Origin of the sequence: Rhodococcus ruber NBRC 15591 (assembly GCF_001894945.1) — a bacterium.
GTDB lineage: Bacteria > Actinomycetota > Actinomycetes > Mycobacteriales > Mycobacteriaceae > Rhodococcus > Rhodococcus ruber.
Genome location: NZ_BCXE01000035.1, coordinates 88257 through 109148, shown reverse-complemented (window position 1 = coordinate 109148; position 20892 = coordinate 88257). Strand labels below are relative to the sequence as shown.

Annotated in this window: 18 protein-coding genes; 5 read left to right on the top strand and 13 right to left on the bottom strand. The window is 72.6% G+C overall.

The annotated features are described in order from the left end of the window. Positions 1–5 precede the first annotated feature (5 nt). The 9 genes from RR3_RS21160 to eccCa all read right to left on the bottom strand — a co-directional run bounded on the left by RR3_RS21160 (position 6) and on the right by eccCa (position 10575). Entirely contained in the window at positions 6–1286 is a 1281-nt protein-coding gene (locus RR3_RS21160; RefSeq protein ID WP_064066060.1) for a hypothetical protein, read from the bottom strand. Next, complete coding sequence (locus tag RR3_RS21155; protein ID WP_228287067.1) at positions 1283–1609, bottom strand: hypothetical protein; 327 nt, start codon at positions 1607–1609, stop codon at positions 1283–1285. The genes RR3_RS21160 and RR3_RS21155 overlap by 4 nt, the downstream gene beginning before the upstream one ends. Positions 1610–1682: 73 nt before the next feature. Continuing rightward, entirely contained in the window at positions 1683–3020 is a 1338-nt protein-coding gene (gene glmM / locus RR3_RS21150) for a phosphoglucosamine mutase (protein ID WP_010595581.1), read from the bottom strand. 162 nt (positions 3021–3182) lie between these two features. Continuing rightward, the gene (rpsI, locus tag RR3_RS21145) at positions 3183–3689 is read right to left on the bottom strand and encodes a 30S ribosomal protein S9 (RefSeq protein WP_003938048.1); all 507 of its coding nucleotides are present in this window, start codon (positions 3687–3689) and stop codon (positions 3183–3185) included. Beyond that, on the bottom strand, positions 3686–4129 hold the full coding sequence (rplM, locus tag RR3_RS21140; RefSeq protein ID WP_010595582.1) for a 50S ribosomal protein L13: 444 nt from the start codon (positions 4127–4129) through the stop codon (positions 3686–3688). Before rplM ends, rpsI begins: the two co-directional genes overlap by 4 nt. 307 nt (positions 4130–4436) lie before the next feature. Next, a complete protein-coding gene (locus RR3_RS21135; protein WP_225223062.1) occupies positions 4437–4736 on the bottom strand; it encodes a WXG100 family type VII secretion target in 300 nt (99 codons plus the stop codon). 63 nt (positions 4737–4799) lie between these two features. Then, the gene (locus RR3_RS21130) at positions 4800–5141 is read right to left on the bottom strand and encodes a WXG100 family type VII secretion target (protein ID WP_228287068.1); all 342 of its coding nucleotides are present in this window, start codon (positions 5139–5141) and stop codon (positions 4800–4802) included. Positions 5142–5269: 128 nt separating this feature from the next. Beyond that, positions 5270–6523, bottom strand: a complete 1254-nt coding sequence (locus tag RR3_RS21125; RefSeq protein WP_248846408.1) for a type VII secretion-associated protein — start codon at positions 6521–6523, stop codon at positions 5270–5272. 68 nt (positions 6524–6591) lie between these two features. Continuing rightward, the gene (gene eccCa, locus RR3_RS21120; RefSeq protein ID WP_064066094.1) at positions 6592–10575 is read right to left on the bottom strand and encodes a type VII secretion protein EccCa; all 3984 of its coding nucleotides are present in this window, start codon (positions 10573–10575) and stop codon (positions 6592–6594) included. Positions 10576–10806: 231 nt separating this feature from the next. Here eccCa and eccD point away from each other — a divergent pair, with 231 nt between their 5' ends. Further along, complete coding sequence (gene eccD / locus RR3_RS21115; protein ID WP_048773474.1) at positions 10807–12267, top strand: type VII secretion integral membrane protein EccD; 1461 nt, start codon at positions 10807–10809, stop codon at positions 12265–12267. A gap of 1 nt (position 12268) precedes the next feature. After that, the gene (gene mycP, locus RR3_RS21110) at positions 12269–13666 is read left to right on the top strand and encodes a type VII secretion-associated serine protease mycosin (RefSeq protein ID WP_040272358.1); all 1398 of its coding nucleotides are present in this window, start codon (positions 12269–12271) and stop codon (positions 13664–13666) included. Here the strand turns inward: mycP and eccB are convergent. Continuing rightward, a complete protein-coding gene (gene eccB / locus RR3_RS21105; protein WP_064066058.1) occupies positions 13612–15066 on the bottom strand; it encodes a type VII secretion protein EccB in 1455 nt (484 codons plus the stop codon). The genes mycP and eccB overlap by 55 nt on opposite strands. Positions 15067–15170: 104 nt before the next feature. Between eccB and eccE the strand changes: the two genes are divergently transcribed. Further along, positions 15171–16796, top strand: a complete 1626-nt coding sequence (gene eccE, locus RR3_RS21100) for a type VII secretion protein EccE (protein WP_064066057.1) — start codon at positions 15171–15173, stop codon at positions 16794–16796. Here the strand turns inward: eccE and RR3_RS21095 are convergent. Beyond that, entirely contained in the window at positions 16784–17350 is a 567-nt protein-coding gene (locus RR3_RS21095; protein ID WP_010595591.1) for an NADPH-dependent FMN reductase, read from the bottom strand. The two genes, eccE and RR3_RS21095, sit on opposite strands and share 13 nt — an antisense overlap. A gap of 18 nt (positions 17351–17368) precedes the next feature. After that, the gene (locus RR3_RS21090; protein ID WP_064066056.1) at positions 17369–17950 is read right to left on the bottom strand and encodes a TetR/AcrR family transcriptional regulator; all 582 of its coding nucleotides are present in this window, start codon (positions 17948–17950) and stop codon (positions 17369–17371) included. Positions 17951–18007: 57 nt separating this feature from the next. Here RR3_RS21090 and RR3_RS21085 point away from each other — a divergent pair, with 57 nt between their 5' ends. Together RR3_RS21085 and RR3_RS25235 are read left to right on the top strand one after the other, a co-directional pair. Then, positions 18008–19150 carry an acyl-CoA dehydrogenase family protein gene (locus tag RR3_RS21085; RefSeq protein WP_048773479.1) on the top strand — a complete coding sequence of 381 codons (1143 nt, stop codon included), beginning with the start codon at positions 18008–18010 and terminating at the stop codon, positions 19148–19150. 272 nt (positions 19151–19422) lie between these two features. After that, a complete protein-coding gene (locus RR3_RS25235) occupies positions 19423–19557 on the top strand; it encodes a hypothetical protein (protein WP_255325556.1) in 135 nt (44 codons plus the stop codon). Between the two features lie 274 nt (positions 19558–19831). Here the strand turns inward: RR3_RS25235 and RR3_RS21080 are convergent, their stop codons facing one another. Further along, a complete protein-coding gene (locus tag RR3_RS21080; protein WP_017679667.1) occupies positions 19832–20824 on the bottom strand; it encodes an alpha/beta hydrolase in 993 nt (330 codons plus the stop codon). Positions 20825–20892: the final 68 nt, after the last annotated feature.

Genomic DNA, 20892 nt, shown 5'->3' with positions numbered 1-20892 from the left:
TCCGATCACAGTGGCCCCGCCTCGGCCAGGACCACCCCGTCGCCGGCCTCCTGCTCGGGGTTCGGGTCGGCGCCCTCGGCCCCGGCCGTCCCGGTCCGGCGGGCGGTGTCCGCCCGGGGTCCGGGTATCCCGGCCGGCGCAGGGGGCACACCGTCACCCGACGCACCCGCCCGCTGGGGATCGGGCGGCAGCGGTGCCGCCGACGTGTCGGGTCCCGAAGCGCCGTGTTCCGCAGTGCCGTCTCCCGCAGCGTCCTGCCCCGGAACGACGTGCCCCGGAACGACGTGTCCCGAATCGGCAACGGGTGTGGGCGGTTCCGGTTCCGTGGCTGTGGTCCCGGCCTGTGAGTCGGATGCGTGCGACGGCGCCCGTGCGGGATCCGGCGGCGCCGGTATGGCCGTCTCGACGGCCTCGGTCACCTCCTCCACCACCGTCGCGGCCAGATCGAGGACCGCGCCGGTGAGACCGCCCACAGCGGTCACGAGTCGTAGCCCCGCCGCGACCAGATCCGTGGATGCGCCCGGCGGCGCCCACGGGTCGGTCACCGGACCCACGTCCCGCACCGCCGGATCCGGTGGCGCGAGCATCGTGACGAGTTCGGCGAACACCGCCCGCACCGCGCGGTCGGTGTCGTCGCACAGGGCGAGGAAGGACTCGACCGCCGCCTCCACGCCGGGCCGGTACACCTCGTCACGCCACCGCGCGCACCAGTGCGTGACGGCGGCGCGGTCGAGATCCGGACCCAGCGCCGGATCCCACGCGGCGAGCTGGCGTGCCGTCGGACCGTCGCCGTCCGCGGCGCCGGCCAGGATGGCGTCGATCTCCTCGACGGTGCGTCCGCCGACGGTCGTGTCCGCGAATTCGGCGGCCGCGCGGGCCTTCTCCTCGACGACGGCGAGCACCGCGGCCGCGGCGTCGGTCAGCGCACGGTGGGCGGTGCCCAGCCCTGCCCGCAGGTCCTCCCCCGCTCGCACATGGCGGACGAGCGCGTCGACCGCACCCGCCGCTCCCCCTCCCGTCCACGCCGTCGCCAGGGCGTCGACACCGGAACGCTGCCGCGCGACCTCGGCATCCAGGCCGGTCTCGAGCCGGGCGAAGACGTCGGCGTCCACGAGCAGGACGGCCGGGTCCGTGCCGCGCTGCTCGTCGTAGCGTTCCTCCAGGTGCGAACAGGGCGGCAGGCCGGGAGCGTACCGCTCGGCGCGCGGAAGATGCTCGGCGAAGAAGCGCAACCCGACCCGTCCCCCGTCGAGCACCAGGTCGAGCCGCCGCTCGCCCCCGGTCACCGGGATGCCGTCGGCGGCATGTCGACGCCCCGCAGGACGGAGTCGGTCTCCTGGTCCAGCCACGCGTACCCCCCGGCCGCGCGGCGCAGCGCCGACGCGTGTGCGGCCGTCGCTGCCGACCACTCCACCACCGCGCGATGCAGTCGGTCGTAGCACGCCCGCACCGCTTCGGCCTCGGACCGGTAGCGGTCGTCGACCGCGTCCGGGCCGAAGCCGACGGTGTGGAACGCACGCGCACGGCAGTCCGCGTCGGTGGCCGAGTCCGCCAGTCCGTCGGCGACCGACCGGACCACCGCGCCGTCGAGTCCCATTCCGTCACGCACCGCGCCCCCTCCCTCGTCCCCCGGAGGATTGGACGCAGCGGGCGGCGGTTCGGTTCCCGGGCGGAGAAGCGCCTCAGACGGCAGCGACAGCTCCCGCGAGGCGATCGGCGAGCGCGCGGGCCAGTGCGTCGTCGGCGGCCTCCACCATGACCCGCACCAGCTGTTCGGTGCCGGACGGGCGCAGCAGCACCCGGCCGGACTCACCCAGTTCCCGTTCCGCGGCGGCTACCGCGTCGGCGACGGCCGGTGCCTCGGCAACCGCGGACTTGTCGGACACAGGGACGTTCACCAGCACCTGCGGCAGAGTGCGCATGACGGCGGCCAAGTCCGCGAGGGACGATCCCGTCGCCACCATCCGCTCCATGAGACGCAGACCGGTGAGCACCCCGTCACCCGTGGTGCCCAGCGCCGGCAGCACGATGTGACCGGACTGTTCGCCGCCGAGGCTGAAGGAACCGCGCCGCAGCTCCTCGAGCACGTAGCGGTCACCGACCCCGGCGGTGACGACGGTGATCCCGGCTTCGCGCATCGCCAGGTGCAGGCCCAGATTGCTCATCACGGTGGCGACGAGCGTGTCGTCGTGCAGTTCGCCGGCCTCCCGCATCCCGAGGGCGAGGATCGCCATGATCGCGTCGCCGTCGACGACGGCGCCCGTCGCATCGACCGCGAGGCACCGGTCGGCATCGCCGTCGTGGGCGAGACCGAGGTCGGCGCCGTGCTCGACGACCGCGGCCCGCAGACCCTCCAGGTGGGTCGAACCGCACCCGTCGTTGATGTCGAGCCCGTCCGGTTCCGCATGCAGCGCGACGACGGTGGCCCCGGCCGCGGCGTACGCGGCCGGTCCGACGTGCGACGCCGCGCCGTTGGCGCAGTCCACGACCACCGTCAGTCCGGTCAGCGGCGTACGCAGCGCCGACGCGAGGTGTGCAAGATAGCGATCGGCCGCGTCGGCGGCGGTCCGCACCCGGCCGACACCCGCACCGGTGGGACGTGCGACGACGCCCTCACCGTGCAGCATCGCCTCGATGCGGTCCTCGACGGTGTCGTCGAGCTTGTGGCCGCCGGCCGCGAAGATCTTGATGCCGTTGTCCGGCATGGGGTTGTGCGACGCGGAGATCATCACGCCGAGGTCGGCGTCGTAGGCGTCGGTCAGGAACGCGACCGCCGGAGTGGGCAGCACCCCGACCGACAACACGTCGACGCCGGCCGCCGCGAGACCCGCGGTCACCGCGGCTTCGAGCATCTCCCCGCTCGCGCGGGGGTCGCGGCCCACCACCGCGACGGGGCGCCGCCCCTCGGCACCGTTCGCCAGCACGGTCGCGGCCGCTCCGGCGAGTCGCATCGCCAGTTCGACCGTGAGCTCGGCGTTCGCCAAGCCTCGCACGCCATCGGTACCGAACATCCGACCCATCGAGCAAAGTCCTCCACGTCGAGAAATGCGGCCTGCGCCGCCTGCTGTCGCAAAAAGTACGTCAATGCACGAGAGCAGGCGTCCGGTAGCGAATTCTCTACCGGCGCCTGCTCTCGTGGTCGAACAGGTGCCGAGGCTGACGAGGTCAGCGTCGGCGGCACATCAGCGCTTGGAGTACTGCGGTGCCTTACGGGCCTTCTTCAGGCCGTACTTCTTGCGCTCGGTGGCACGCGGGTCACGCGTGAGGAAGCCGGCACGCTTGAGCGCGGGACGGTCCTCGGCGGTGACCTCGATCAGCGCGCGGGCGATCGCCAGGCGCAGGGCGCCTGCCTGACCCGACGGGCCGCCGCCGTGCAGGCGGGCGTGCACGTCGAACTGCTCGGTGCGCTCGACCGTGACCAGCGGCGACTTGACGAGCTGCTGGTGCACCTTGTTCGGGAAGTAGTCCTCGATGGTGCGGCCGTTGAGCACGAACTTGCCGGTGCCGGGCACGAGGCGGACGCGGACGACGGCCTCCTTGCGGCGGCCGACGGTCTGCACCGGGCGGTCGAACACGATCGGCGCAGGAGCGACAGCGGCCTCCTCGGCCACGTACTCGTCCGCGGCGACCTCGACGTTCTCGGTGTCGGTGTACTCGTCGCTGTAGTTCTCGTTCACGTTCTCGGTCACTGCGCCACCTGCTTGATTTCGAACGGCACCGGCTGCTGCGCGGTGTGCGGGTGGTTCGGGCCCGCGTAGACCTTCAGCTTCTTCGCGATCGCGCGACCGAGCTTGTTCTTCGGGAGCATGCCGGTTACGGCCTTCTCCACCAGACGGTCCGGGTTCTTCTCCAGAACCTCACCGACGGTGCGGGAACGGAGGCCGCCCGGGTAGCCGGAGTGGTTGTACAGGAGCTTGTCCTGCTTCTTGTTGCCGGAGACGGCAACCTTGTCCGCGTTGATGATGACGACGAAGTCGCCACCGTCCACGTGGGGGGCAAAAGTGGGCTTGTGCTTGCCGCGGAGCAGGTTCGCCGCCTGCACCGCGAGGCGGCCGAGCACCACGTCGGTGGCGTCGATGACGTGCCACTGGTGGGTCACGTCGCCGGCCTTCGGTGTGTACGTAGACACAGATCTTCCTCGTCTATCGTGTCGCTGCTGGCCCGCGCGTCGTCGATGATCACCCTCGGCGGCCAGTTGGGACCCGAGAAGCGACGTTCGCCGCGCACGAAGCAACGACGACGTACGACACGCCAACGGGACACGATACCGGGGACGTGTCCGCCCGGTCAAAACAGCACTCGACCCGTTCGACACAGCATCCAGCCCGTTCGACACAGCACCCGGCCCGTTCGACACAGCACCCGGCCCGTTCGACACGGCACGACGTCCCGGCGGCCTCTCCACCACCGGGACGTCGCTCGTCACCCGGGTCGTCTCAGGCCTGCCACCTCCGCGCCAGCTCGGATTCGACGCTGCGCATCTCGTCGTTGCCCCGCGCCACGGCGACGGCGATCTGGTCGAGCAGCAGGTTCAGGTCGGCGGACGCCCGATCCCACTTCTGCTGGGTGACGTGGTACTCGGACCGGGCCTGCCCGTCCCAGGTCTGCACCAGCGGTTCGACCTGGGATCTGATCCGGTCGAGCGTGTCGTTCATGCCGCGCTGCAGCCCGACGACGCGCGCATGCAGGTCGTCGATGCCACCGAAGTCCTGCCGGATCACATCGGGTCCACTCATTCGTTCTCCTCGGGTCGGGTCGTGCGGACGGAATCGGGTCCGGTCGGTGCCGGACCTTCGGGGTCAGTAGGTGCCGTGGAGGCTGTCGCCGAGGACGTTCAGCGACTGCGCCTGGGCCTCGACGGTGCCCTCGTACGCCCGGCCGTTGGTGCGGATGCCGGCGACGATCGCGGCCAGCGCCTCGTTGAGCTGAAGGGCACTGCGGTCCCATCGCGACATCACGTCGGTGAACGCCATTCCCGACCGGCCCTGCCACACGTCCGGCGACGACGAGACCGTGGTACGCAGCGCCCCGAGCAGTTGTTCGAGCTCTCCGTGGGAGTCCTCGATCTGCCGCGCCGCCGTCTCCATGGTCGCGACGTCGGTCGCCACCCGATTCGAACTGCCCTGCCCTGGTTGCGTCACGCCTGTCTCCTCTGCAGTTCCGCGTTCCGTGTCCCTTCGGACCCCCGTGGCCGAAGCGGTTCGCGCCTACACCGATTGGACGCAGTGCCGGGCCGTCAGGTTCCCTTCTCGGCGAACGAGGCGATCCGCTACGCGACCGTCACCGTGTGCACGGCCTGCTCGCATTCGTTCTTGATGCCCGACCATTCGCCGGTGAGGAATTGGCATCCGACCGCGACCTGGATGCCGGACTCGACCACGACGAACCAGCGCACGAGCGAGAAGTCGTCCGGCGCCTCCACATAGGCGATCACCGGACGGTCCGCGAAGGTGGTGTCGGCGTCGAGGTCGCGGATCACCTCGCCTCGTTCGGCCGCGCGGCGGGCCAGCACCTCCCCCACGCCGGCCAAGTCCAGATGACGACGAAGAATGCTGTGCACCAGCACTATTCGGCGATCACTCCCGCCCACCGGGACGAGTTCGGCACGGTCGGCACGGGCCGGGCCACGAAGCGCCCACCCCTCCGGCAGCTCCAGCCGGACGGGCCCGAGCACGTGCCGCACCGAAGGAGCCCTCGGCGTGGGAGATCTCGTCCCCGGGGTCACGCCGCCCGCGTCGCCCGCGGCGGGATCGTTCACGATTTCCTCGTGCAGGTCCGCACGGTGTCCGGAAGTCCACACCAGGCCGACAGCTGCCACGGCTGCCACGGCGGCCACGACTGCGACGACTGCGACGACGGCAACGCCCCGACGCATCCGGCCGACCGGCCGGGACGCCGGCTCGGTGTGCAGCCAGCGCGGTGCCGCCGCCGCGTCCGCCGGCGGCTCGGGGCCGGGATCCGGCACCGCGGCCAGCATCTCGGACGCTGCGACCGGTAGCACCCGGATGCCACGGCCGAGCCGCTCGGCGATGCGCTCGCACAGCGGCATTCCGGGTGGCTCGCCCGGACTGCCCGTCACGAGGACGACGTCCGGATCGACGGACCCACACACGTTCCGTATCAGCTCGTCGAGCCGGCGGGCCCCGGCCGGAGAGTCCAGCAGCCCCTCGTCCAGGTCGGAATCCCGGGCGAGCCGGTCGACCTCGCCGTCGGGGGTGGTCAGCGCCGTCGTCGTCACACCGGCGCCGTCGACCTCCACGACCGCGTACCGCTCGCCGTCGCCCGGCGGCGCGGTGCGGCGCGCGGCGACCGCGGCGGTCACGAGGACGGCGTGCCGCGCGACCTGCCGCGCGGCCGTGTGCAGCTGCGCTCGACGACGTTCGCCCCACTCGGTGGGATGCACCACCGTCACGGTGTCGAGATCGTCCGGTGCCCCTGCCGTCGCCGCCGCGTACCCGAGCAGGGCGGCCGGGTGCGCATCGTCGTCCGAACGGAGCTCGGGCGCCGCGGCGGGAATCGTCACGGTCCGATCGGCCCACCGTGCGTGGATCCGTCCCGGGACGACCTGCATATGCAGCGTGCGGACGTCGCTCATTGCGGGGGCAGCCAGGCCGTCTGCACGAGCGTCTCCCCGTCGCGCTGCACGAGGGTGCCCCGCCCGGGCGGCATCGGACGCGGACGCGCGGTACCCACGAGTGCACCCTCCTCGCGGTTGCCGCTCATCACGAGACCGGCCGACGACAGTTCCCGCAGCCGCGCGATGACCGGTTCGAAGAGTGCCCGCCCGGCCCCTCCGGAGCGGCGTGCCAGGACCAGGTGCAGCCCGACGTCCTTGGCCTGGGGCAGGTATTCGAGCAGGGGCGTCAGCGGCGACTGGCTCGCGGCGGAGACGAGGTCGTAGTCGTCGACGACGACGAAGACCTCGGGTCCCGACCACCAGGAGCGTTCCCGCAGCTGCTGCTGGGTGACGTCGGGACCGGGCATCCGCCGCTCGAACACCGCCGCTAGGTCGCGGGACATCGCCGACAACGTCACGGCGGACGGTGCGTATCCGCCGAGGTGGTCCCCCTCCACGACGCCGAGCAGGGTGCGCCGGTAGTCCCCGACGATGATGCGGGCCTGCGCCCCCGTGCGGGACTCCATGAGGCTGCGGCAGATGCCGCGGAGCACCGTCGTCTTCCCGCAGCCCGAATCGCCGAAGACGAGCAGGTGAGGCTGTTCGGCGAAGTCGATCCCCACGGGGGCCAGTTCGGCCTCGTCGATGCCGAGCGGCACGAACAGCCGCCGTTCCCCGGCCGCGCCGCCGCCGGCGGCCCACCGGTCGCCGAGGGCGGCCAGGACGTCGGCGCGATCGACGAGGTCGGGCAGCATCCGGACGACCGGGGCGGGGCGACCCGGTGCGGCCGCGGCGACGGCGGCCACGGCGTCCGCCAGTCCCGCGGCGAGATCGACGGTCTCGGAGCTGCCGTCGACCCGCGGCAGCGCGGCCAGTACGTGCAGCCCGTCACGGTCGATGCCCCGGCCCGGCCGGCCCTCGGGTACCGCCGCCGCCTTCTTACGGCCGTACTCGGAGTCGGCGGGATCACCGAGGCGCAGCTCGAGACGGGTCCCGAGGTGGTCCCGCATCGCCGGTCGCACGTCACCCCAGCGCGGCGCGGTGAGCACCACGTGGATGCCGAAGGACAGCCCCTGGGCGGCCAGCACCGCGACCTGCGGCTCCAGGGCCTCGAAGTCCTGCCGGATGCTGGGCCAGCCGTCGATCACGAGGAACACGTCGCCGAAGGCGTCCACGTCCGCACCCGGCCCGCCGCCGGCCCGGCGACGGCGCAACTCGGCCATCGATTCGAGGCCGAGTTCGCCGAATCGGCCCTCCCGGCGCCGCAGCAGGGCGGTCAGCTCGGCGATCGTCCGGCGGACGCGGTCGGCGTCCAGCCGGTTGGCGACCGAGCCGACGTGCGGGAGGCCGGCGAGGCCGGCCAGCGCCCCGCCGCCGAAGTCCAGACAGTAGAACTGCACCTGTTCGGACGTGTGCGTCATCGCCATCGACAGGACGAGGCTGCGGAGCATCGTCGACTTGCCGGAGCGCGGTCCTCCGACGACGACCACGTTGCCGGCCGAGCCGGAGAGGTCCACCACCAGCGGATCCCGCCGTTGCTCGAAGGGGCGGTCCACGATGCCGATCGGCGTGCGCAGGATGCTCCGCGGCAGCACGTCACCGGTCAGCAACGACCGGGGAAGGAGCCGGTCCAGGCTCGGCGCCGCATCGAGAGGCGGCAGCCAGACCTCGTGCGCGGGTGCGCCGTGGCCGCGGACCTGCGCGACGAGGACATCGAGCACGGAGCGGCTTTCCTCGGCAGGGAGGGGATCGTCGCCGGGCTCGACCGGCTCGGGAACGGGTTCGGGCTGCGCCAGGGGCACTTCCGCGGTGGTGAACAGCCGCGACCGGGCGGCTGCAGTGCCGTGCCGGGTCACCGACCGGTCCGAGCGGCGACGCTCGTAGGGCCCCGACACGTAGGCGGCAGCGAACCGCACGATCTCCGCCGAGTCGCACTTGAGGTATCCGGCTCCCGGCGAGGGCGGCAGGTGGTAGGCGTCGGGGACGCCGAGAACACTTCGGGATTCGTTGGCCGAGAAGGTTTTCAGTCCAATGCGGTACGACAGATGACTGTCGAGTCCGCGTAACCGGCCCTCGTCGATTCGCTGACTGGCGAGCAGCAGATGCATGTGCAGGGACCGCCCCAGCCGGCCGATCGCGGCGAACAGGTCCGCGAAGTCCGGCTGCTGCGTGAGCAACTCCGAGAACTCGTCCACGACGACGACCAGCGCCGGCAACGGTGCCAGCGCTGCACCGCCGGCGCGGGCGCGTTCGTAGTCGCCCACGTTCGCGAAGTTACCTGCCGCACGCAGAAGCTCCTGCCTGCGGTTCATCTCGCCCTCGAGGGCATCCTTCATCCGATCGACCATGGCCAGCTCGTCGGCGAGATTGGTGATCACCGCCGCGACGTGCGGCGCCGACTCGAGTCCGAGAAAGGTTGCGCCGCCCTTGAAGTCGACGAGAACGAGATTCAGCGACTCGGGGGCGTGCGTCGCGATCAGACCCAGTACCAGGGTTCGCAACAGCTCCGATTTTCCCGAGCCGGTGGCGCCGATGCACAATCCGTGCGGGCCCATGCCACCCTCGGCGGCCTCCTTCAGGTCCAGTTCGACCGGTGTGCCGTCGGTTCCGATTCCGATCGGGACCCGCAACCGGTTGCGCCCCCGCCGCGGCGACCATGCCCGGCCGGGGTCGAACTGTGCGACGTCGCCGAGCCCGAGCAGCTCCTCCCACCGGTCCGGCCGATTCTCACCGGCACCGGACTCGGCGGCCCGGTGGGTGGCTCGGTACGGCGCCAGTCGCCGCGCCGCCGTCTGTGCCTGCGCCACGCTTGCTCCGTCCGGCACCGCGAAGGTCTCCACCCGCTCGCCGGCGCGGGCACCCAGGCGTCCCGGACCGACAACGAGTTCGAGTCCGCGGGAGGCCGCCGCGACGGGCATCGACGCGCACAGGTCCAGGATCGTGACGGAGTCGAGTCCGTCGTCGAGGATCCCCGAACCCGAGCCGTGTACGCCCCCGTCGATCACGATCACCAGTTGGGGCACACCGTCGACCGGGGCCGCGTTGCGGGCGAATCGCCCGCGCCCCGTCAGGCGGTCGGCGAATGCGGCCTCGAGATCGCGGACCGACCCGAACACGGCGCGGGCGCTACCCGCCCCGTCGACGATCTCGTGGTTCTGCACGTGCGGCAGCCACTTGACCCAGTCCCACTCGTCAGCCGTGTCCGGCCCGCACACGACGGCGATTCGCAGGACCTCCGTGCTGTGGAAGGTGCACAGTTGCAGGAGCATCGCGCGTACCAGATCGCGTGCCGTGCGGCGGTCGCCGCCGAACGACACGGCCGCGAACCCGCGCAGCGACACCGCGGTCGGCAGAGCCGGCACGACCGAGTGCGCGCGCACGAACCGCCGCAGCGACACGGCTGCCACCGGTTCGAGGTCCTCGACGGGACCGGTGTCGGGAGCGATCAGCCGGGTCGCGAGACGTTGGCCGCTGAGCCCGACCCGGACGTGGCAGAAGTCGGCGTCGGTGCCGCCACGTTCCCACATGCGTACCGTCCCCGCGAGCGTCCACAGCACGGCCGGGTCGGGATGCGTCCATTCGAGGGCGCGCCGCTGCCGGTCCGCGGTGTCGTGGACCTCCCGCCGGAGACCGTCGAGATACCGCAGGTAGTCCTTTCGATCCTCGTCCGCCTCCGCCGCTTTCGCTCCGCCTCCGCGGCTGCCCGCGAACATGCCGACCATCGAGACGACCATCATGAGCGGGAAGACGAGCGACATCGGGCTCCGCGCCGCCCCGGAACCGAACATCAGCGCCACCATGCCGATCATCGCCGCGACCATCACGACCGGCAGCAACTTCGCCAGGAGATTGCCCGGCGTCGAGCGCGGAATCTCCGGCGGGGCCTGCATTCCCACCTCGCCCACCGGTACGCGCGGCACCTCGCGCCGCGGCCTGCGCACGAACCGCACTGTCCCCACGAACCGCACTGTGCTCACGAACCCACCCCCACCGCCCCACCACGGCAGCCGTCCTCGCGACGGCCGTCCCCCCACGGTCGACGAAGGGTAACGCACACCGGATGGATCGGCATGCAGGCGGACGCGACGGCGTCTGCGCGAGGCGATGTCGTATCGTCTCCGCGAGGTCCGGGCGGGCGGGCGAGCCCGTCCGGACCGAAGCACGGTCGGGGGACGACGGGGGGATGGACGATGACGGCTGCGCATACCGAACCGGGGCGGATCGACCCACCCGAACTCTGCCGGGTGACCGTGCTGGCACGGCACACACAGGTCGATCTCGCCCTGCCCGGCGACGTGCCCGTCGCCTTGATCGTGCCCGGCGTCGTCGACCTCGTCGCGAGTCACCGCGCCGTCAACGACTTCGACCCCTCCGTCGAGCGGGTCGAGCCCGAAGCATGGGCGCTGGCCCGCCTCGGTTCGTCGCGGCTCGCGGCGGCACTGAGTCTGCACGAGCAGGGCGTCCGCGACGGCGATCTGCTCGTGCTCGAGGACGCGTCGACACCGGCGCCACCCCCGCTGTTCGACGACGTGACCCACAGCGTCGCGACCGCCGACGAGGCCGGGACGGGCCGCTGGTCGCCGGGCGCGGCGGCGACGGTCGCGGCAGCGGTCACCCTGTCCGCGACGGCGGTCGGTGCGGGGGCTCTGCTGCGCCTTTCCGCGCCGGAGGGACGGCTTGCCGCCGGGGCCGGCTGCGGCGCACTCGCCGTCCTGCTCCTGCTCGCCGGGATCCTGCTCGGCCGGGCCCGCGACGACCGTCGCCCCGTGGCGCTGCTGTGCGCCTGCGCGGTGCCGGCCGCCTTCGTCACCGGAATCCTCGTGGTGCCGGGGGCCTTCGGACCGGCACACTCGATGCTCGGTGCGGTCCTGTCGGGGGCCGCGGCAACCCTGGTCCTGGTCTCGGCCGACGTCGGACGGGTGCCCTTCACCGCGGTTGCCGCCGTCGCCGCGGTGGCGGCGGCCGCCTTCCTCGTCGCCACCTCGGGAATCCCCGCGTCCGCGGTCGGAGCCGGAGTCGTCGTCACGGCGATGCTGACCGTGACGTTCGCTCCCCGGCTCGCCATGAAGCTCGCCGACCTGCCGCTGCCCCCGGTACCCGGCCCCGGCGCGGGAGCACCCCGGATCGAGGACGGAGAGGACGGCCCAGACGGCGAGGACCGGTCCCTGCCCGATCGGGGCGAGCTCGCGGCGGCCGCCGCGCGGGCACGCGACCACCTCACCGGTCTCGTCGGTGCGGGAGCCGTTCTGACCGTCGCCGGTGCGTGGTGCGCGGCAGCCCCGCTGTCCGGGGACGACCCCGTCGGACCGGGCACCGCCCTGGCGCTCGCCGCTGCGGCGGTGATCATGCTGCGGGGCCGCACCTATACCGACGCGCGCCAGGCGACGCTGCTGGTGGCAGGCGGCGCATCCGTGCCGGTAGCCCTGCTCGCCGCGGCCGCGATCAGCGGATCCGTGCCGCCCGTCGCGGTCTTCGCCCTCGCCGCGGGCGTCGCGGCCGCAGCGCTGGTGTTCGGCGTGGCCGCCCCGCGTCGCTCGTTCACTCCGGTGCAGCGGCGCGCCGCCGAGCTCGTCGAGTACGCGACGATCGCGACGGTCCTGCCGCTGGCCTGCTGGGTCACGGGGCTCTACGCCGCCGTCCGCGGGATCTGACGTGGCCCGCGGGGCACGTCTCTTCCTCGTCGCTCTGGTGCTGACGACCTCGTCCTTCGGCACGGCCCCGTTCGCCGGGGCGCAGCCCCCGCCCGCCGATGCCGGGAGCCTGCCTCCCCCCGCGGCGCCCGGCCCCGTCGACGATACCGCGCAACGTTCGCCGTGCACCACCGTCGCCACCGTCGACGACACCGCCTCGATCCCGGAACCGCAACGCCTCCTGGATTTTCCGGCCGTGTGGCCGTTGACGCGCGGCGCGGGCCAGCTCGTGGCGGTGATCGACACCGGAGTGGGCCGGAACGCCAGGCTGCCCGGGCTGGTCCCCGGTGGGGACTACGTCTCCTCGGGCGACGGGACGCAGGACTGCGACGCCCACGGGACCCTGGTGGCGGGACTCGTCGCGGCCCGCCCGGTCGCCGGGTCGGGATTCGCCGGCGGCGCCCCGGACGCGCGGATCCTCACCGTGCGCCAGTCCAGCCGCCACTTCTCGGCGCACCGGCCGGACGCCGACGACCAGGATGCGCGCACGTCACCCGGCTACGGCAACGTGCGCACGATGGCGATGGCGGTGCGCCACGCCGCGGATCGCGGCGCCACCGTCATCAACATCTCCGAGGTCGCCTGCGCTCCGGCCGCAGAAGGGATCGACGACCCCGAACTCGGGGCGGCGGTGCGGTACGCGACGGAGGTGAAGGACGCCGTCGTCGTCGCCGCCGCCGGGAATGTGGAGGAGCGCTGCCGGGGGTCGAATCCGCACGGACTCGATCCGCTCCGCCCGGGCGAGGATCCCTGGCGTGCGGTCACGACCGTGGCCTCGCCGGCCTGGTACGACGACTACGTACTGACGGTCGGTTCGGTCGAGCCCGACGGCTCACCGTCGAGCTTCAGCCTGCCGGGACCGTGGGTGGATGTCGCCGCACCCGGCAGCGGTGTGGTCTCCCTGCATCCCACCGCGGACGGCCTCGTCGACGCCTATCGGGGAGCACAGGGCCCGATTCCGGTGTCGGGCACCAGTTTCGCGGCGCCACTCGTATCCGCGACCGTCGCGCTGGTACGGGCACGATTTCCGCATCTCGATGCCCGCGCCGTCGCGCTGCGGATCGAGGCCACGGCGCACGCGCCGGCCGAGGGCTGGAATCCGCGGGTGGGACACGGCGTCATCGACCCGTTCGCGGCGGTGACCGCCCCGTGGACGGAAGAGCGTCCGCAGGTGCCCCGTTCGGTGGCCGTCGCATCCCCGGCACCACCGGCGCCGACGGATCAACGGCCCCGGAACGTCGCGGTCGTCGCGGCGACTGTGGTGCTCGTGATCGTGGGAGCGACAGCGTCGCTGCGACGCCGGCGTCAGCTGCCGGCGCCGACCGGCGCCGGGTCCGGATCGGGTGCGACGCCGTCGTGAGCGACGAGCGCCTCCGCCCGCCCGAGTGCCGGTCCCGGCGCGAACAATTCGACGATCTGCCACGGCGCGGGCACGGGTTCGGAGAATCCCAGGGCGGTCGCGGCGTCCGCGTCGACGATGCCGTACCGCACGCCGGTGTCGGCGACGTAGAAGAGGGCGCCGCGCCGCGCACTGTCCGGCGCGACGGAGGTGGTCTGCACGAACGCGCCGCGGCCGGGCGCGAGGTACGCGCTGTCGGCCTCGGGCCCGCCACCGTCCGCCTGAGCCAGGGACACCGGCACCGCCCCCTCGGGTAGCGGCAGTGCCGAGCCTGCCGACACCTCGACGACGGACCGCGACTGTCCGTCCGCGGCGGCCTCCGGGGTCCACGTCAGGCATCCGACGGGGCGGTCGCCGGCATCGACGACCGTGGGCACGGTCGTGGGGAAGGTGTCCACGTCGAGACCCCGCACGGCCGGCGCGTCCCGTAGCAGATCCGGCGGGACGGCAGGGATCTCCGCGGCGCCCTGCGAATCGGTGAAGTGGACGATCTGTGCCGTCGCCTCGGACACCTCCTGCACACCGTCGCGCAGCACGACGTAGAACTTCTTCCCGTCCGGCACTGCGACGCGGACCACCGAACCGACGGTCAGCGAGCCGATAGGATAGCGGGGCTCGTCGCCGGCGCCGGGGATCCGCGGAGCCTCGAGCCGCGGCACCTCCGGGATGGCGGCGAGCAGGGCCGGACCGACGGGACGCGCCATGCCGGCATCGAGGCCGAGAACGCGGGTGAGCGCGCGGTCCGACAGGTCGACTTCGGCGCGCGATCCGCGGTACACCAGATGGTGCCTGCCGTCGGCCGCGACGAGCAGGGCCTCGTCGTCGGTGAGCGGTCGTGCGCGGTCGCCGTAGGCGGGCTCCCCGGCGGCGACAATTGTGGTGACCGAGCGGCTTCCGTCGGAGGCCACGGTGTCGCACACCGTCCACGACAGCGGTTCCGCGACGTGTGCCAGCGCCGACGGCGCACCGGGGATGCCGACGAGGGAACCCCGTGGGCGCGTCTCGAATTCCTCGTCGGCGACGACGGTGGGCTCGTCGGGCCGCCCGAGCACCAGGCGGGCGGAGGCCAGGTTGAGCACCGGATGGAAGGTGCCGTCGATCGCGACCAGCATCGCGCCGGATTCGCGACCCACCACGATGGTGGCATCGCCGATCTTGTCCTGCGGGCGGAACAGGGCGAGTGCGGCGCAGCCCGCGAGTCCGACACAGGCGAGGACGGCACCCACCGCCAGCGCGCGTGACTGCGACCGCATCGGGTCGTGGATCATCCGCACGTCCCGCCGCACCAGTGCATGCTCCATGCGGCGCACCAGAAACCGGTAGCCGTTGACCTGCCAGCGCGTGGTCGGCTGCGCTCCCATCGATCCTCCCCCGTACGACGCCCCCTCCGCCGCAACACAGTACAGTTCCGGCGGGGAACATCGGGGGGACCGGGCCGTCGCTCGGGGGGAACGGGGGAATCGTCGTGCAGCATGGGGTTTTCCGGCGGCCACGGCGCCGCTCCGCGGCCGGGGTCGTGCGGGCGCAGTGTGCAGCGCTGATCGGGTGGACGATCGCGGCGGCCGCCGGCGCCCCGCTTCCCGCTTCGGTGGTCGTGGCGGCGCTGGCCGCGGTGTCGGTGGTGGTCCCGGTCCGGGGGCGCGACGCCGTCGACTGGTCGCGGGAATGGTGGCGATTCCGGAACCGTCCGATCCGTACCGCCCCGGTGATCGTCGACGTCGCCGCGGCCGGCGACGGACCTGTCGGGGTGTGCTGGGACGGCTCGGCCGTCGTCGCGGTCGTGGAGCTGGTGCCGACGGGCGGCGACCTCACCCGGCTGACACGCGACCGGGCAGATCCCCTGCGCCGGCTTCCGCTGGCGGCGATCGCCGCGTGCCTCTCGCGGCACGACGTCGAACTCGACGGGATCGACGTCGTCGCGCACGGCCGCCGGGCGTGCGACGAGACCGTGGCCGGCGAGGCATACGGGAGCCTGGTCGGTCCGCTGCCCGCCGCCGGGACCCGCACGGTGTGGCTCGCGCTGCGGTTCGACGCCCTCGCCTGCCCGGCCGCGGTGGCGCGCCGGGGCGGCGGGGCCGAGGGCGCGGCACGCGCCGTGAGCATCGCGGCGCGCCGGGTCGTGCGGGCGTTGGCGGAACAGCACCACGCCGCGCGGATCCTCGACGCGGGAGAGATCACCCGGGCGGTGGAGTCCGTCACCGGATGCGCGGATCCGCTACTGCTCGAGGAGGATCGCGACGCGGTACGGCTTCCCGGCGGTCTCAGCCGGGCCTCGGTCGTCGAACCGGGTCACCTCGACCGGGCGACCTTGACCCGCGTCTGGTCGGAGCCGCTGTCGTCGGCGACGATCACGGTGCGCCTGCGACCCGGCACCGAGCCCGGAACCGTGCGGGTGGGGGCGGTGCTGCGCGGAACGAGCCGGTCCCCCGAGCCGAGCCGCCGGATGCCGGGCACTCGGCGGTTGTGGAGTCGCGAACTGGACGGGTTGCTGGCGTCGACGCCGACGGCCGCGGCGGGGCTCGAGGATCTGGTCCCCCTGCGCACCGTGCAGCTCGGCGACGCCGACGCCCTGACCCTGCCGGTGACAGGATGCGGGCAGGTGGTCGGGGCGGACGAATCCGGAGCGGCCGTGTCAGCTCGCGTGACCGGCCGGGGCGTGCGCACCGTCTACGTCGCCGGGGAGCTGTACCTGGCGCAGCAGCTGGTGTTCCGGTCGGTCGCGATCGGCGCGCGGGTGGCGATCCACACCGATCGCGCCTCGGCCTGGCGCCCCCTGCTCGCCGCCGCGGGACCGGACCGGTTGCGCCTCGGTGGCGACGAGCGGGGTTTCGACACGATCGTGTACGACGGTGTGCGCCCGGCGGCGGTTCCCGCCGGGGCGACCGCGATCCACGTGCACGTGGATCCGGATCGGTGGCCGCGTGAGCGCCCGGACGTGTCGATCCTGCAGCCCGGAGCGGCCGGGGATCGGGTGGTGCTCACGGCTGGGGGCCGCCGGGTGTCGTTGTCGCTGGTGAGTGTCGGCGCCGAAGCCGCGTTCCTCGGTCGTCCGCGCGCGGGTGGGCGCAGCCGGGTTCCTCAGCCCGGGTAGGGTTCGGCGCTCTGTCCGGCGCGCACGGTCCGTGCCCACCAGGCGAGCTGGGTCAGCATCCGCTGGGCCGCATCTGCGGCGGCGCCGTCGGTGGTGGTGCCGTCGGCGGCGAAGGCGTGCTTGACGCGGTGGAAGCTGACCGATTCGCGCACGGGAACCATGTGCACCTCTACGACGACCTGCCGGAGTTGTTCGACGGCGCGCAGACCGCCGGAGAGCCCGCCGTAGGAGACGAATCCGACCGGCTTGGTGCGCCATTCGTGTTTGACGGTGTCGAGGGCGGTCTTCAGGGCGGCCGGATAGCCGTGGTTGTACTCGGAGGTGACGATCGCGAACGCGTCGGCCGCACCGATGCGCCGGGTGAACGCCTCGGCCTCCCGGCCGCCGGACAGATCCTGCGGCAGCGGGGTGTCGGCGAGGTCGAGCACGCCGACGTCGAACTCGCGGCGTTGCCGCGCGGCGGCGGCGAACCAGTCGGCGACGACGGGCGCGATCCGCCCGGCCCGCACGCTGGCGACGACGATCTCGAGACGAATCGGGGCTTCGGCGTCCATGGCCCGATGGTAGGCGGGTCAGGCGGTGAGGCCGTGGGTGAGCAGGGCGGCGAGTTCGCGGTAGGCCTGGGCGTCCGGCAGGCCGATGGCCTCGGCGACGTGGCGCTGCTGGATGCGGACCATGACGGCGGCGACGACGTCGGCGACGAACGCGGCGTGCACGTCGCGCAGTTCGCCGGTGGCGACTCCGACGGCGATGAGGTCGCGGACGCGTTCGGCGGCGAGCCGGGTGTTGCGCTCGTAGACCTCACGGGCGGCGGGGGCGGCAGCCATGTCCTCCATGAACTGCGCGGAGGCGGGTTCGAGTTGCCGGCCGACGGCCTCGAGGTAGCCGCGGATGCGGTCGACGGCGCCGCTGCGGCCGTCGAGCTCGGCTTCGACGCGCTCGGTCGCGCCGCGGAAGAAGTGCACGGTGGCGGCCCGGACGAGGCGGTCCTTGCTCTCGGCGAGGGCGTACAGGGTCGACTTGGAGCAGTGCAGGCGGGCGGCGATGTCGTCGAGGGTGAAGCGGGCGAAGCCCTCGGCGAGAAACAGCGCGACGAGCTGGTCGAACAGTTGCGCCTGCCGCGCCGTGCCGCGCCGGGTTCCCGCTCTTGTCATACTGCAGATAGTACTGCAGTATCGTTCTCAGTACTATTTTCCGAGCGAGGAGTCACCGTGCCCGTCGAGCGCCTGCTGCCCACCCCCGAGGCCTACGACCTCATCGAGCTGACCCGCGACGTCGCGGACAAGGTTCTCGCGCCGCGGGTCGTCGAACACGAGCGCAACGAGACGTTCCCCGAGGGCGTGTTCCCCGCCCTCGGCGCGGCGGGACTGCTGAGCCTGCCGTACCCGGAGGAGTTCGGCGGCGGGAATCAGCCGTACGAGGTGTACCTGCAGGTGCTCGAGGAGCTCGGCGCCCGCTGGGCGGCCGTCGCGGTCGCGGTGAGTGTGCACGGCCTGTCGTGCTTCGCGCTGGCCACCCACGGCACCGAGGAGCAGAAGGCCCGGTGGTTGCCCGCCATGCTCGGCGGCGAGACGATCGGCGCCTACAGCCTGTCCGAGCCGCAGGCCGGGTCCGATGCCGCGGCCCTGACCTGCCGCGCGACAGCCGTGGACGGCGGCTACCGGATCTCCGGATCGAAGGCGTGGATCACCAACGGCGGCAAGGCGGACTTCTACACGCTGTTCGCCCGGACCTCCGACGCCGGCTCCAAGGGCATCTCCTGCTTCCTCGTGCCCGCCGGAACCGAGGGCCTCAGCTTCGGCAAGCCCGAGGAGAAGATGGGCCTGCATGCCATCCCCACCACGACCGCCCACTACGACGATGCGTTCGTCCCCGAGGAGCGCCGCATCGGGGCCGAGGGGCAGGGCCTGCCGATCGCGTTCAGCGCCCTCGATTCGGGCCGCCTCGGGATCGCGGCCGTCGCGGTGGGTCTCGCGCAGGCCGCGCTCGACGAGGCCACCGCCTACGCCAAGGAGCGCAAGGCGTTCGGCAAGAAGATCATCGACCATCAGGGCCTCGGATTCGTCCTGGCCGACATGGCCGCGGCGGTGGACTCGGCCCGCGCCACCTACATCGACGCCGCGCGCCGCAAGGACGCCGGTCTGCCCTACTCGCGGCAGGCGTCGGTCGCCAAGCTCGTCGCGACCGACGCGGCGATGAAGGTGACCACCGACGCCGTGCAGGTACTCGGCGGCTACGGCTACACCCGGGACTTTCCCGTCGAGCGCTTCATGCGGGACGCGAAGATCACCCAGATCTTCGAGGGGACGAACCAGATCCAGCGGCTGGTCATCGCGCGGCACCTGGCGGGCTGACGGTGTGAACTCCCGGCCGCGCCGGGGTGTGAACTCCCGGCCGCGCCGGGGTGTGAACTCCCGGCCGTGCCGGGTGTCGAAGGCCCGGTCGAGCCGGGGCGCGGGCCCGCAGCGGTGCCGGGGCGCGCGGCCGTCCTCCCCGGCGGCACGCGCACCCCGGCACTGCCGGGATAACTCGTGCCGCGGAATCTGAAACATCCTCCTGTCAGATTTCGCGAACCGCCTGCTACCGTGCGCCGGTGGACAGACATCGTCGACGGGGTCGCAGAGCCGTGGACCGAGTGGAGAGGGCGGCCGACGCCGCGGAGACGGTGGCGCCACTCGCCGAGCTCGGCGTCCTGTTCCTGCGGGTCCTGACGCTGCCGTTCCGCGCGCTCGCGGCGCTGCTCCGGATGATCGCGGACTGACCTCGGAACCCTCGCCGTGCCCCGGTATCCTGCGTCACATTTTCTGGGCAAAGCGGACATCCTGTACTTAGATCTTGGTTGGACGTACGTCCAGGATTTGTCCATCGACATCGGAGGTAATCCCCATGCTGCTCGGCTCGCTCGGCTCCCTGGTCGACCACGTGCTCTCCTTCCTCAGCTGGCTGATCTGAGAGAAGCCTCGACGCGCGTAGCGAAAGGGGCGAGGTCACCCGACCTCGCCCCTTGCCGTTTCCGTCGCTCGTGCCGGACCGCGCTACGCGCCGATCGCCTCGGCGAGAATCGGCCAGGACTCGTGCAGCGCATCCTGCCAGTATCCCCACGAGTGCGTGCCCTCTGCCGCTGTGCTGAAGGTCGCCTCGATCCCGAGTTCGTCGAAGGTCCGTCGCAGCCGCTCGGTGCACTGTGCCGTAGCCGCCTCGATGGATCCGAGGACGAGTAGGTCGACCGGATCCACCTGCCCGCCCAGGGCCGCCTCGTGCGGACCCGGCAGGCCACCGCCGGAGGAGATGTACAGCGTCGTCCCGCGCAACTTCTCCGCGTTCAGCGCCGCGTCGTTGGCGATCCACCCCGGCCCTCCGATCGGGCCCCACATGTTCTCGACCTCGCCGCCCCCGATCGTGACGACGGCTTCGACGTAGCTGCGCCCAGGATCGCTGCTCGTCTGCGCGCACCCGCTGTAGGACGCCACCGCCTCGTACAGTCCCGGCGACTGCTGCGCGAGGGCCAGCACCGAACTGCCCGACATCGACATCCCCGCCACGGCGTTGCGACCGTCGGCGCCCAGTGCCGCGTCCACGACCGGCGGCAGTTCCGACGTCAGGAACGTCGCCCACCGGTGCCGGCCGAGCTTCGGGTCGTCACGGACCCAGTCCGTGTAGTACGAGAAGGCCCCGCCCACCGGGGTGACGACGTTGACGTTCTTGCCGTCGAAGAACTCGCGGACGTCCGTCTGCTCCCGCCAGTTCGCGGCGTCCTCGCCCCCACCCGCTCCATTGAGCAGGTAGAAGGTCGGCCGGGCAGCGGAAGTGTCGGCGGGCCGGATCACCTCGACCGGGATCACCCGGTCCATGGACGGTGAGTACACGTGCAACACCCAGTCGCGCGCGGTTCGCTCCTCCACGTGATCGACGTAGGCCCCGGCCGGAGCCGGCTCGGCGGCCGCCGGTGCCGTCAGCAGGGACGCCGCGGCGAGCAGGGCCGCCGCGACCGTCGCGCCTCGCCGCCGGATCGCGGGCAGGTCGAGCACTGTGCCTCCCTCACATGCCGATCCCCCGGCCGGGCCGGCCGGGGGACGTGCTCGTCGGAACATATCAC